1 protein-coding gene is annotated in these 16,056 nt (G+C 53.1%); it reads right to left on the minus strand.

The genetic code is table 11. The annotated features are described in order from the left end of the window. Window positions 1-16,045 (minus strand): filamentous hemagglutinin N-terminal domain-containing protein (locus N7974_RS08380; RefSeq protein ID WP_262965172.1); only part of this gene is annotated, 16,045 nt, incomplete at its 3' end. Window positions 16,046-16,056 lie beyond the last annotated feature (11 nt).

Consider the following 16,056-nt stretch of genomic DNA (forward strand, 5'->3'; position numbering starts at 1 on the left):
TTAAAGTGGCTTTATCGATGATACTCGCCGCGTTGTTGGCGTAGCTGACCGTGTAGTTGCCACCCAAGTTGCCGTCGTTCACCGTCACTGCATCTGTCGTTACCGTCTTGCCGGTGCCGGCATTGGCATTGGTGAAGGCAAACGTGCCGCCACTGAGGCTGTCAAGCGTACTGTTATTGGCGTTGGTATACAGCATGCCACTCGTGACAATTGCCGTACCCGCTGCTGCCAACGAGCCATCGTACGTCTTGGTTACAGCACTGGTACCAAGCGTTAAAGCGGCCTTGTTGATGGTCGCATTTGTACTCGCAGTAGTAGTTGACAAAATGTAATTGCCCGCATCCGTACCATCTAAGCTAATGCCTGAAATATTGACGACAGTCGGGGTGATGTTGGCATTTGCACTGGAGAATACTCCAGTGGCACCGCTGGCTACTGTCAGCACATCATTCGTGAACATCCCTGTAAATCCAGCTGAACCAGATTGGAGCGTTGCAGCAGTCGTTCCATTATACGTCTTGTCATCCGCCGTGATCCCGGTCACTGCACTGATGGTGGCTTTAGTAATATTGCCGATATTGGCACTGAGTGCAGTCGAACCAGCCGCAAGTTGATAACCGTAGACTGCAACGGCTCCAGAACTCGCTGACATAATAAGAGGATTTACCGTGATATTTTTGGCTACACCAACATTTTTGCTGTTAAAAGTACCGGCTGTGCTTAATATCACGGCATCACCGCTATCAGCTACCTGCCCGGATACGCTGTAGTTATCCTGAGTCAACGTTGCAATAGCAAATGAATCGTAGGCACGTGCTACGGTTCCCGTGAGCGTAACAGTCAGTTCAGGTGCCAAGGCGTACAGCAAGCCATTGCCAGTACCCAGAACGCTGGATGAGCCATAAATTGCGTTGTACTGTTTGAAGTTGGAACTCAAGCCACCTAGAGTGTCGCTAGCGGGTGCTGTTGACCAGACTTGCCAATTACCGGTGCCTACCGTCAAAGCTGATGCCCCGACGTTGTTAATAAAATTGGCAGCCGATGCCAGTGTGATATCCGCAGCTCCATTTACTGAAATACCCTTGTTCAGCATCAGGTTGCCGCTTGTTGTGTGCAGTGCCACGCTATTGGCACCCACCGCAATGCCATCGACAGCACTGGCAGTACCGACCGACAGCGACTGGTTGTTGGTAAACGCCAGGCCACCGTTCAGAGTGGCTGCCAAAATACCAACTCGATTGGCATTGTTCAGCGTGACCGCACCCGCATTACGCAACAGCAAAGAATCCGCTTGCACGATAGTATTGCTTGCCTGGGTAATGGCCAAACTACTAGTCGAACTATCCAGTTCAACAATTACATTCCTTGCGTTAATATTCCCCAGTACAAGTGGCGTACCTTCACGCAAGTGCACATCCATACCAATTGCCGTGGCTGACACAGTACCCGAGAAGATATTGGCAGCGTTGCTTAAATTCAACTTGCCGGCACCATTGATCACGGAAGCGGCATTCGTGGCGCTTTCCTGAACCAGGAAGTTGGCCGATGCCAGATTGACCGCACTACCCTGCAGAATACCAGTGGCAACCGCGATGCCCGAATTCGAATAGGTACCCTGAGTAGTGATCTTAACCAAACCACCAATGCTATTGGCCTCACCCAAAGTAATCGCTGCGCCGTTGTTCACTGCAGTAATACCCTTGCCGCCAGCATCACTGACCACTGTGATACCTGCTGCCAGATTAGCCGCCAAAATCGATGCCGTGTTTATCAATGTTCCATTGTCAGCAGATGCAACTAGGTCACCGTCGACATTCATGCTGAGAGTAATTACACCAAACAGCCGGATTTCATTGGCCGCTGAGGTTGCCGACCCACCACCAATCAAGTTATCAGGCGAGTTACCCTGAATAAATTGGCCAGTACCCGTGAGGTCAAAGCTGCCGCCTACTTGCAAGTAGGCATCAACGCCAGCACCATTGGCATCAGCCTTTTGAGTCACGTCACCGGTACTTTTCAACGCAAAATCACCCGCCACCAAACTATTGTCAAGCTTGGTGCCCGTTGCTGCTATATTCTGCAGCGCCACATCAGCTGCGTCGTAGGCCGTGGAATCAATCGTCAGATTGCCATTGATTAAAATTGGTGAATTAATTGCTTGAGTCAGCGCACCACCCACCTTGATGGATACATTAGACGCGCCAGCCCCATCAGAAATACCAACTATCTGCAAAGCGCCACTATCAATCTTACCTATCTCAACGCCATTCACGTCTACAAAGACAAGAGCAGCATCGCCGGACAACAGTGCTGCCAGGACATCAATATTGTTTCCAACATGGCTCATTGTGACATTGCCTGCTGACTTGATCGCCAGTTTAGCGGCCATGATGGGCGCAGAGCCACCTTGGGTAACAACCCCGGCAGACTCAATACGCAGTATATCCAAGGCATGGATACCACCCACGGCTGCAACAAAGTTTTGCCCCGCCGCGTTACCCGAAGTCAGACGAAGGCTGCGAGAGCTTACCCCATCGCCATCAACAGTGCTTCCAAAGCCGATTGCGTTGCCACTAGTTAGATCAGTAGTAGTCCCCAACGTTACCGCACCAGCATAGTTCTGGCTATCGGTCGTAGTAATCGTATCGGTGTTGATCTTGGTCGTACCGCTAACCGCCAAGGTGGTCAGGCCGGTAACGATATCTGTTGCTTGATTACCAAATACAGCATTGCCAGTGATAGCCAGACTATTTGTACCACCTGCAACCGTGCCATTTGTAGTAATGGTAGATCCGCTGAGCGTGGTGTTAGCGCCCAAGGTAATATTATCGCCAAAGGTCTGTGCGCCCGTGGTCGTGATCGCGCCACCGTTGATGGCTGTGTTACCAGCCGCATCCGTAGTCAGGCTGGCAAGTTCTTCGCCCGCCGTTGCGCTGCCCAATGCGCCACCAAACGTGGTGGTAGCACTGTCATTGACGGCCAAGCTACGGTTGGTGCCAGCGGATTTGAGCGAACCCGTAAAGGTAATACCTGCACCGGTTAAGGTGGTGTCGGCCCCCAAGGTGGCATTCTCGCCATAGCTCTGTATGCCGGACGTAGTGATTGCACCGCCATTGATTTCAACTGTGCCACCCACATTGGTGACGACACTGGCTGCCGTAACGGCGGACTGGAATTTGGTCGCACCTGTGCTGTTGACCGCCAACGCGCCCAACGTGCCATTCACTGCACCACCTACCGCACCAGTGAAGGTCACCGCGCCGCTACCTGCATTCACCGTCAGTGCATTAGCCGCAGATGCCAAGGAATTGACAGTACTACTGAACAGGATCGGATCGTCCGTCGCCGTCAGTGTGGTGCTGGTGCCCAGCGTCACTGCGCCGGTATAGGTTTGTGCATCGGCACTGGTAATCGTGTTGGTGTTGATCGCCGTGGTGCCGCTCACCGCCAAGGTGGTCAGGCCGGTAACGATATCTGTTACTGCATTACCGAACACGGCATCGCCAGTGATAGTCAGACTATTTGTACCACCTGCAACCGTGCCATTGGTAGTAATGGTAGATCCGCTGAGCGTGGTATTAGCGCCCAAGGTAATATTGTCGCCAAAGGTCTGTGCGCCCGTGGTCGTGATCGCGCCACCATTGATGGCTGTGTTACCAGCCGCATCCGTAGTCAGGCTGGCAAGTTCCTCACCCGATGTGCTGCTGCCCACCGCGCCAATAAATGCAGTAGTCCCACTGTCGTTTACGGTCAGATTACGGTTGGTACCATCGGATTTGACTATATCAGTGAATGTAATACCCGAGCCGCTGATAGTAGTATCAGACCCCAGCGTCACTGCACCACTATAGCCTTGGGTGTCACTGCTGGTCACGGTGTTGGTGTTAATGGCTGTGGTGCCACTCACTAACAGGGTGGTCAGGCCGGTAACGATATCTGTTGCTGCATTGCCGAACACGGCATCGCCAGCGATAGCCAAACTATGCGTACCGCCTGCAACCGTGCCATTTGTAGTAATGGTAGATCCGCTGAGCGTGGTATTAGCGCCCAAGGTAATATTGTCGCCAAAGGTCTGTGCGCCCGTAGTCGTGATCGCGCCACCGTTGATGGCTGTAGTGCCAAGTGCATTTGTAGTTAGACTGGCAAGTTTCTCACCAATCGTACCGCTGCCCACCGCGCCACCAAACGTGGTGGTAGCACTGTCGTTGACTGCCAAGCTACGGTTAATACCATCTGATTTGACTATATCAGTGAATGTAATACCCGAGCCGCTGACGGTGGTGTCAGCTCCCAGTGTCACTGCACCACTATAACCTTGAGTGCCACTGCTGGTCACTGCATTGGTGTTAACCAAGGTCGTGCCGCTAACCGCCAAGGTGGTCAGGCCGGTAACGATATCTGTTACTGCATCGCCGAACACAGCATCGCCAGCGATAGCCAGACTATGCGTACCGCCTGCAACCGTGCCATGCGTAGTAATGGTAGATCCGCTGAGCGTGGTGTTAGCGCCCAAGGTAATATTGTCACTATAGGCCTGTGTGCCCGTGGTACTGATTGCTCCGCCGTTGATGACTGTGTTACCAGCCGCATCTGTAGTCAAACTGGCAAGTTTCTCGCCAATCGTACTGCTGCCCACCGCGCCAGTAAACGTGGTGGTAGCGCTGTCGTTGACTGCCAAGCTACGGTTGGTGCCATCGGATTTGAGCGAACCCGTAAAGGTAATGCCTGCACCGCTTAGGATGGTGTTAGCTCCCAACGTGGCATTCTCGCCATAGGTCTGAATGCCGGACGTGGTGATTGCACCGCCATTAATTGCTACCGTGCCGCCCACATTGGTGATAACACTGGCTGCTGTAACGGCGCCATTAAATATAGTCGCCCCGGTGCTGTTGACTGCCAACGCGCCCAACGTGCCATTCGCCGCGCCACCTACCGCACCAGTGAAGGTCACCGCGCCAATGCCAGCGTTAATAGTCAGTGCATTGGCCGCAGAGGCCGAGGAATTGACGGTGCTGCTGAACAGGATTGGATCGTCCGTCGCCGTCAGTGTGGTGCTGGTACCCAGCGTTACGGCACCGGTATAGGTCTGCGCATCGGCGCTGTTAACCGTGTCGGTATTTATGATCGTAGCACCAGTCACCTCAAGGGTGGTCAAGCCGGTAACGATATCTGTTACTTGATTACCAAATACGGCATCGCCAATAACATGTAGGCTATGGCTGCCGCCTCCAACAGTGCCATTCGTGGTGATGATCGAACCCGTTAATGTGGTGTTATTTCCCAGCGTGAGCGCGTCGTTGTATGTCTGCGTTCCGGTAGTGGTAACCGTTTGACCATTGACTTGAACGGTACCCGCCGTGTCAGTGGTGAGCGAGGTTGCTGATACGGCTGCACTGAACTTTGTCAAGCCAGCGCTGTTTACTGTCAATACGTCAAGGGCATGTAACCCACCGACGATATCGCTGAAGGTTACGTTACCCGTACCCGAAGACAGGGTCAAATCACGCGCGGTGCTATCACTGTCCACTGTATTGGCAAATACGATGTTTCCAATCCCCGTGTCAGTACCCATTAACACATCGCCAGTGAGTGCAACGGCAGTGGCAAAGTTAATATTAGTATTGGTAGTATTGATGTTGCCGGCCAGTTGGTTGGCACCGATTCCATTCTGAGTGAAACCACCAGTCGCCGTTATGTCGCCAGCAGCTGCGGTGCTAAACAAACCCGCGTTGCCGACTTGCACATAACCACCGGCACCTACGCCCGCATTCACAGCAAGATTGTTACCGGTAAAAATCATATTACCGGACAGCGTTACAGGGCCACTCAGAGTCGTGCTGCCAGTACCGGCTTGTTGCGTCAAGCTGGCAGCGTTCACCGTACTATTTACGGTAACATCTTTGGCTGACACGATATTCAGCGCCCCAAGCGCTGAATTGTTACCAACTGCAGCGGCAAATGAGATATCCCCCGTACCTGCGGTGAGAGTCAAGCCACGAGCGGTACTATCACTGTTCAGGCTATTGGTAAAACTGATATTACCGGCACCCGAACCAGTTGCCAGGACTCGGTCGCCGCCAACGATCACGGCTGGACCGTTGATCTGGATAAATCCGCCTGCGGCAGCGGTGGAGCTGGTGTCTACAGAGCCTGAAATATTCACGCTGGAGCCGGTCAAGCTAACCGCACCACCGATGCCCGTGCCCTTACCCTGCGCCGTTGTCGAGCGTATCGTGAGGATACTGTTAGCATTCAGAGTAATCGAGCCTGCCGTTGCATCGGCCGCATTATTTACATCCCCGCTAGAGATTAACGTGCCCGTATCAATGGCGCCGCTGTTAGCGGTGGTTGCAATGGTAATGGTGCCACCATTCTTGTAAGTACCACTGGAATAAGTGATGTCCCCGGCCGTCGAAATCGTAACGCCGGAGGAATTAAAGCTACGCACCCCAGTCGCCGAAAAAGCCCCACCCTTGGTGATAATGACTTCTGTGGCAGAAACCCCAACGTCATTGCTACCAATATCGACAAATCCACCTTGTGTAGTGATGCCGTTGACGCCGCCTTCTCCACCGCCGACACCAAAGTTGGAGCCACTACGATAGGTGAAATTCTGTCCTACACCGTTTATCTTGGCGGCCACCTGAGCCACGGCATTACTGGTATTGAGCAGATTTGAAGTATTTAAAGCATTGACCAACAACAAGCCCGCACCGATTTGGTTGGTACCATTAAGCTGGCTAACCGCACCAGATAAAGCTGTCAACTTGACTTTGCCATCGGCACCAGTAACACCGGCTCCGTCGCCCAATGCACCGCGCGCGGTAATGGTTCCGTCCAGGCTGAGTGTATCGCCAGTAGCTGTCAGTGTGATATTACCCGCCGAACCGCCGCCACTACCAGTGGATCCGGCAGCAGCACTACCTGAGGTAAGGATATTACCAACAGTGAGATTGCCTGCAGTTGTGATACCGGTTGTGGTCAAAGTCACCGAACCACCAGCAGTGCTGGCGATACTACTCTGCGTATCAATGGTATACCCGGTCGAATTGATAGATGGCGCTAGAATAGTAATATCGGCGCCATTAGTCGTGATTCCGGTTGGATTCACTGCGCCAATCGTTAAATCCAAATAACTGGATAAATTAACAGCGCCTGTTGCATCCGAGGCAAAGGTGCTGATCTGATTAATCGGCGTACCTAGGGTGGCTGAGTTCAGGGTATAGGAACCGGTGCCTGACAGACCCAGCTTGGCTGAAACCACCGCCCCGGTCTGGACTACCGTAGCGCCTGCAGTAAGGATACTGCTACCGCCCGTTTCAATACTGCTGATGGAGAATCCATCGCTGTCGGTGAATCGAATCGTACCAGCCGGACCTGTGGTGTTGCCGGCAATGGCCGAATCGTCAGCATTACGCACCTTCAGAGTCAATGTATTGATGTCATTGGCCGCTGCGGTGAGCAGAATATCTGAACCGGTGGCATTAAGTGTCTTCGCTGTTAACGCATTCGCTACCACGGTACCATCGCCGAAAATCGTAGCATCCGTTGTAATCGCGCCATGGGCTGTCAAGGAGACATCGCCGGCAGTACTGATCTGACTAACCGCAAAATCATCGACATCGTTAAAGCTAATCACGCCGGAGCCAACATTATTATTGGCCGGGTTACGGCTCTGCAACTTAACCTTGTTCAGATCATTGCTGACGTTGGTCAACGTAATAGCGCCATTGTTGGCAGTCGTCACGCGCAGCGCATCCGCCAAAAGGACCGATCCTGATCCCACCTGCTGCACCAGGCCGATGGCATCTACCGTCAGCGTGTTATTGGTCGTGATATTTGCAAGATCAGCCGTACCGCCAGAGGTAATGGATATGGCACCGAGATTAGACTGGTAACGGTAATACTGACCCATCACGAAACCGCCAGTGCCACTGGCGACAACCGTAATTGTGCCGGCACTGCCCGTCTGTAACGTCAAAGGAGTGCCTGGGGCTCCTGTGGAGTGGGTAATAGTGGCACCACTAACGCCAATATTGCCGCTGGTTGAAATAATGCTCTTGGAAAGATTAACCTCTTTTTCTGCATTAATGGTCACATTGCCGGAACCGGTAGTGATGGCGTTGTTTACCTGTACATTTCCGGTTGTCGTTGTCGTCGCCGCATAGAGAACGATGTTTCCGCCAGTCGTAGTCAAGTTTCCAGGGGTAGAAAGATTGCCATCAAGGGAGCTGAGCTCAATGCTACCGCTGGTATTGGTAATGTCTTCAGGTGTCAGTACTAAAGACGAGCCAGCCCAAAGCTTGATAGATGTTGTGGGGGCAAGCTTGCCCGTGAGGGCATTCATACTGAGCTGATTAGCGTCCTGGAGACTAACTTGAGCACCAGTCGAGTTGAGTGTCACTTGGCCGCTAAAATCATTAAGGACGCTGAACAGGTCGATATTTGCAACACCACCATAAATATCGGCAGTGGTTGACTTAATACGCGAACCAACTTGCTGAGAAACACCAACACCACGCAAAGTAATGCCATAGCCAGTGCCACCACTAGCATCCAGGTTGTAGACATCAAAATCCAAGAGTCCATTGGTCGTCTGAATTTCTGTTGTGCCACCCACAGTGACATTACCCGTGAACTTCAGACCCGCCGTACCCGCACCACCCTGATCTTTGAGTGTCAACGCGCCAGTGGTGGTAAAGGTGCCCAGGTTATCGATGTTGGTCTTGTTCAGCGTGACGATACCAGCATTGCCGCTCAAGGTTTGGGCAGAAATAACGCTACTAACATCGTTGCCCGCAATAGTTCCGGTAAGTGGCTTGGCAATTGTCGACACACCATCCGTATTGGCAGGGATACCCAAGGCAACCGTGCCTTGGGTGGCCGAAATCGAATTGAAGGTAAGATTGCTGGCATTGACGATCTGAATCGCTGTGCTGCTGGCGTTATCCGTGGTCAATGCCCCCAGGAGGCTAATATTGTTGGCACCACCACCGTCAATACGAATGCTTCCTCCGATTGCCAAGGCCCCCTTACTGTCAGCATTGATGATTGAGCCTGCGGCCTGCGCGACACTTTCGCCGCCGAGGTAGATATCGCCTGCGCCAAGAACGTTCAAGGCACCCAGGTTAAAGACACCTGATGAACCACCGCCACTCTTTAGCGTGCGAACACGAATACCTCCAGCGCTGACAAGGTCTTGCGTTAAGATCAAACCATTGGTCGAGTCATAAATATCAAGGTCGTACTGAGTGTCGGCAACGTCACTGATATTGGCCGCGCCCAACTGAACGATTTTGTTACCGATATTGGCCAGCACGGCCGATCCGCCGATGGCGTTGATCGCCGTACCGACTTTCAGTGTGTTGATGTCAAGGCTCGTACCAGTGCTTTGTGTGATGTTGCCCGTGATTCGGCCGATCGTGGCTGTGTCGTCGCCCAAGACCAGACCGCCGCTGATGGCAACGATACTGGGCAGCACCAGATCGCTGGTACCCCGGATGGTGATCGCGGTCGCCGTTGCGTTGGCCGTCTGCACGGAGCCGGCCAGCGAAATGGTGCCCGACGCGGTGCCATCGTGACCGGTCAGGGTGATAGTGCCGCCGCCGTTTGTGCCTGTGCGGGCTGAGCCAGTGGCACCTCCTGTGGTTGTAATCTCGCTACCAAAACCTTGGTTAATACCTTGACCTGTCAAGGCAACGCTGGCGCCCCCAGTGGCCATTCCCCCTGCATAAACGTCATAACCGGTCAGATCAAGAAACCCGCCTTTGGTGCTGATGTTGATAGCGCCATGCGAGTTCTCAATGGTACCGGCCAGCGTCAGGCCACCACTGACGTCATTGACGCTGAAGGCCACTTGCGCTTCGTCATAAAGATAGAAGGGACCAAGGTTGGTGATGACGTTGTTGCCAGTCAGTGTGACTGCGCCACGCGCTGATGGCAAAGCTGAGCTGGGTGTGCCGCCGCTTTGATTGGCACCCGACAACGTACCACTAGTGAAAAGGATACCGCCAGTCTGATTAATGGTGCCGCTAGAGGTTAATTTGATGCCATCGTTGCCCGCAGTGACATTGCCGGCCAGTGTCAAGTTGCGTTTGTTGGTGCCATCCCAATAGGTCTTGATGGCCAACGAACCTGTCGCTAATAACGTGCCGCTACTGTTATTGCTAAAGCTGCCGGCGGAATTGATGGTGATATTATTGTTACCGCCAACGCCCGCTGAAACCGCAGCGTTGATCGTCGTCGTGTAGTTGGTATTCTGATTTGTATAGTTAGATGCGGAAGCAATGGTCACAGCACCGGTAGTGGTCAGTGTGCCGCCGCCGCTGGTACTGACATAGCCCTTAGACGAGGTTACCGTGATACCGCCACTTCCAGCGGAAATTGCTCCCTGAATATCGAGGGTGTAACCATAAGCACCGTCACTCCCGGTCAGCACAACCGATTTTCCTGTTGTGTTGGCGGCAACCGTGGCACCACTGCTGACCGTAAGACTGTTATAACTGTAGAGGCTTACATCGCCGGCTGTGGCTGTGACTGAACCAGTTGCACCGACCGTCAGAGAATTGTTTGTACTCCTAACACTAGCACCACCGGTGTTGGAAATAAGAGCCCCGTTAACAATCAGATTACGATCCTGGTTGTAAACGCTGAAACTTCCACCAGAAGTGAAATCGCCAATGCGGTAAAGCTGGTTCGTGTTGTTTAGCGTTACCGTTCCATTTACCAAACCGGTCAGGCTTACGGAATCGCTATTGGCACTTATATAGCTGGTCTGGGTAACGTTACCGGTCAGCGCTCCGGCAGTACCCGTCAGTGCGCCGCCAAGAATCAGCTTGCCGGTGTTATATATCTCAACCCGCTGAAGTTGAACATTATTGGCGTTCTGAATGACAATATTTTTACCAAGCGAATTGTTATAGAGGCGGTTGGTCAACGTAATGTTGCCGCCGCCAGCGTCGAGGATCAAATCGCCGCTGGCACCAAAATCAGCCCGAATGTCAGCCGAACTGGTGATGCCCGCAGCACCCGAACTCAATTGCACGCCTGCGCCATACATGTAACCAGACATTGTCATCGCACCTTTAGTCGTAGCCGTCAACAGGTTACTATAACCACCATTGGAGAAGTTACTCATGGCCAATCCGTTCGCTTCAGTGTCCTTGTCATAAATGGTGATGGCACCACCGCGTTCAACGTAGCCAATCGTTTGAATTTCGTTAGTGGTCACCGACAGATTAACGACACCGGAACCATCCAACTGACGAATATCGAGCGCACCTGTTTTTATATCAGTACCAGCAGTCTGGCCAATAACACCGTAAACCCTACGGTAATCAACGCCATTATGTTCGTGGTTGCCCAGTCGCAAACCACCCCGGGCACCACTGCTGCCAATGGTAATATTTGGCAGTGTCAGGTTAACCAGATCCGCCAAGGTCACTGCACTTACATTGGTACTCGTAGAAACAATCGATCCAGCCATCGTCACATTGCCACGTTGACTTAGACTGGAGTAGTCACTACCCCAAATTGTGATAAGACCAGTGCCGGATATAAGGGAGCCTGTATCTTGCGTGAGGCCCTTGCCCTGGAGGATCATATCCCCAGTGGTGGCGGTGATATTACGAGAGCCCAGCACCAGCGCCCCATTTCCGGTCATGATGGTAACGGCTGTTGCCGTCACGTCGCCCGTCAAGGCCATACCTGTCACCCGGCCTTTGGCACGCACATCAAGGCTGCTGCCGACTGCGAAACTACCCAACTGATCGATCACGTTTGCGGCACTGGTGATCGAAATAGAGCCAGTGGTAGCTGCCGACAAGGTCTTGATGTCAATCTGGTTGTCACTGTAGCTCCCATTGACATATTGATATAGCGACCCACTCACTGCATCATTCGCAGCCAGCCCGACGCTGACATTTCCCGCCGTAGCGCCACTAGTGGCAATGCTGGTGATATTTTTGAAGAGACCCGTTGTTGTCACCGAACCCGCGTTAGCCCCAGAAAGAGTCTCGACCAGCACATTACCGTTAGCCGCAGTGCCGGTAACCGTAAAAGTCAGACCCGCATCATTGCCAATACTGGTAATTTTGATCACTTTTGCCGTCAGCAGGCGAATCTCTGCGGTGGTGAGTGCAAGATTCGCGGAACTGCCAAGCGTCTGTGCGGCTGCCAGATTGGCATCGCCCGCAATCAACCCTATTTGGAAGGTACCGGTTTGGGTTTCCACAGAACGGAACTGAGCGGCATTGCCACCGCCGTCAACGTTAGTCACCAAAATAGAGGGCGTACCGTTGGAATCGTTGTCAGTCGAAATCAACCTCCCGTAGAGTGAAACCGCCGCGCCACCACCATCAATCCGAATCTTGCCGCTGCCACTATTGAGCACACTATTGGTTGGCGATTGTGTGATGCTTGTTCCCGTTAGCGTGAGACGACCATTGTTGGTGGTGATGTCGGTGTCGGTGCCCAACGTCAATGCGCCACCACCCGCTTTAAGGATTACTTCACCCCCAGCCGTAGTCAAATTGGCGTCACTATAAAAACTGATAGCCCCATTAGGCGTTGCTATGCTGATCGGCGCCAAAGCGTTGCTGACGCTGATGTTGCCGTAAACGTAAATAGACTCGTCGCCGGCGAAGTTATTCTTAGTACCCGTGGTTTTTATTTGGTAGCCCAAGGCACCGTCGTAGGTCTGACTATAATTACTATTTGAACCAACGTTAAGTCGACCGGTATTGTTCAGCGCCACAAAACTTTTGCCGGACAGATACTGACCAACAGTCAGATCGGTGCCCGACTGGAACAGGATATCGCCGAGACTGTTGGTCGTGATGCCGTTGCCGCCAAGGTCCCAGCCCACGGAAACAGCCCCGCCGCCCGCACCGTCAAACGTCAGGTTGTTGCGCTCGCTGGTGTTACTGTAAACATGACCACTGAAACTGATTGCACCGCTCCCCCGTATAAAGGTGGTGGCATCATCCAGATAGGTGTAGTTGGAGTTAAGGCTGACCGTGCCGTTGCCCGCCAACGTGTTGAGCGTGATGGCCCCTAAACCGTTGGCCACATCGCCCTCCCCCAGGCGAATCTGACTGGTGGCATTAACACTGATTCCGGCTGCCCCATCTGTGGTCACATTTTTTTCAATGTCGGTTCGTGTGGAACTGGTCACGCTGAGCGATTTCAGGGTCGCCTTTGCACCAATAATGCCGTTAAAAGTCACATTCCCTGTGCCCGCCGTTACCGCCAAGCTGCGAGAAGTTGCGTCAGAATCTACGGTTGAATCAATGTCGATATAGCCCGAGGTCTCTCCTGACGAGATAACCCGATCGGCCATCAGCACCACCGCTGTTTTCAGGTTGATATAGCCCCCCAGACCCTGGGTGGCCAAACCATACGGTAGGCCGCCAATCGCATTGAGATCGCCGTACAAATTAATATTGGTACTGCCCGTTGCACCCAGGATGATGCTGCCCGCGTTACCGCCGTTGCGGTTTGGATAGGAAGCATTCGTAGCGGCCAGGCCACCGCTGGTGGTGATTGCGCCGACATTGATGTCGCCGGTTGTGGCTGTCAAGGTAACGGCCGCCGCGTTACTACCAACGCCTAGCGTATTGCTGGCGCCAGTGGTGGTGATATCTTTCAAAGTCATACCCGTGGCCGCCGTGACGGTGACCAGACCTGAAGCGGTGCCTGTGTCAATGTCCGCAGTGGTGACAATGTTTGCCCCAGTGGACGCGGTCACTGCCCCTGTAGTAGAAATTAAATTGATGTTGCCGCCCTTGGTGCGTACCGCATCATTGAGGGCAATGCTGGCGCCCGTGATGGTCACGATGCCGCTGGCCTGGCCACCAGCAGCATCGTTGCCGGTGATGACATTGCCACTGGCACTATCAAAAATCAAGGCACCGGTATCCGTATTACCCAAAGTCATAGCCCCGCCACCACTCAGTGAGGTGACCGTTAATGGCCCATTGATATCGGCAATGCTGACGCCACCGGTGCCATCTGCTGCTGCGTTCAACGACGCTGCGGCAAATGTACCGCTGGACGTGATGGAGCCCGAGTTAGCCGCAGTGAGCAATGTCACCGCCCCACCGGCACTGACATTGCCCAGTACCAGGCTAATGGCATTGCTTAGCGCAATATTACCGGTGACTGTCGCGGTAATAACACCCGTCATTTGATTGCTGGCTGAGGTGAGGCTGATGTTGCCGCCTGAAACAAGACCCGTTGTGCCCCCAATGCGCAGAGCGGAGAGGCTGCCTTGGGTAATGTGGCTGCCGGCAATCAACTCCAACGAACCATCAAAGGACTGGATATTGGTGCTGGGATTTATCGTTATGGCACCCGCAGCATTCAACGTCAGTTTGTTCGTCGAGAACCAGCCAAGATTATTGGCAACCGTAATATTTCCGGCCTGCAATCCATCTGCCCCGGTACTTACAGTGACATTCGCTGAATCAAGCGCTGTTGCCAGCGTACTAACCTGTATTATGGAATCGTCAACCGTAGCGGTGAATGGTGAAAGTAATGTTTGTCCAGTTGATTGAATGGTAATGTTGTGGGGATCAAGCAATAAGTCCCCGGTTCTACCTTTCGCTGCCGTCAAATCGACTATGCCCTGAAAACCCAACCGTCCCTTGCCCGACACCTCGGCGAAACCACCATTACCTGCTTGCTCCCCACCTTTGGCAGTGATATGGCCTTGGTATTGGGTTGCATCATCTGCCCAAACAATAACCTTACCACCATCGCCATTTGTCGTCGCATCGGCACGGATAACTGCCCCCTTGGCAACGTTGGTGATCTTGGCGTTTTTAACCTCAGGATTCTTGCCCTGAAAATCACCACCGACCAGAACCTTACCACCTCCGTTATTACCAGAGGCATCAATCACACTGCTGGCTAACAGATCAACACGCTCACCAGTGGCGACGATGCTGCCGCCCTTATCACGGGTACCCCGAGCATCGATAGTAGCTGACACCTGTAGAGTATTCGTAGCATCGGCTTTGATCTGGCCTCCACTGGTACCGCTAGCGACAACGCTACCGGACAGTGTCACTGCATCGCCACTGACATTAATGTTGCCACCCGCTTGGGTAGCGCTGGAAACATCCAGTGTTCCGCTGTTGGTGACATCACCACCATCGAGCATAATCCGCCCGCCCTGTGCTGTCATTCCCTTGGCTTCAATTATGCCGCTGTTGTTGACGGCCGCTTTGGTCAGGCTGTCTATAGCTTTGGCGGTCAGGATCACGCTGCCGTTGTTGGCCTCGATCAGTTGTTGGTTATCGGCCAGAGCGTTAACTGCGCCCTTGTTGACACGCACGCTAACAAGGCCGGCACCATTAAAATCGATATCGACTTGTTCGCCAGCCGCCAGTACAGTGTTACCGTCAGGAGTTTTGATATTACCCTGATTTTGTACCACCGGCGCAATGAAAGCAACCATGCCGCCTTTTAGGGCTTCGATCTGGCCTTGGTTAAGTACGGCACCGGCAGCACTGTTGCCGCTAAACTGCAGTTTGCCATCTTTAAAATTCTGGTCACTGATGTCCAGCGTAGAGGCGACCAATCCGCCGACGTTAACCTGGCTGGTTTTGCCAAATACCACACCGGAGGGATTGACGATATACACCTGGCCGTTGGCACTGAGCTTACCCATGATCTGACTGGGATCTTGACTGGCAACCCTGTTAAGGACAGCACTGCTGGCAGATGGCTGGTCAAAAGTTACACTGGCATCTTTGCCGATATTAAAACTTTCCCAGTTGGCTATGAGTTTGTCACTGCCTTGCTGTACCTTCATGTCGGCACCATTTTGGCTGATACCGGCCTGGCCACTGACAATTTGGCCACCCGTAGGCAAGGCATTGGGCGGCGGCTCTATGGCGTAAGCCGCTGGCGCAGCCAATTGACCGCAAATCGACAGTAATAAGGCACCGGAAACACGCTTACCACGAGACATGACAATTTCTGACACAGGAACCCATGATTGGGTGAGTTCGTTCCAGACGAGGCTATAGACTTTGTTCATGAGGTTGTCCT

The organism is Methylobacter psychrophilus, assembly GCF_025583945.1.
GTDB lineage: Bacteria > Pseudomonadota > Gammaproteobacteria > Methylococcales > Methylomonadaceae > Methylobacter_C > Methylobacter_C psychrophilus.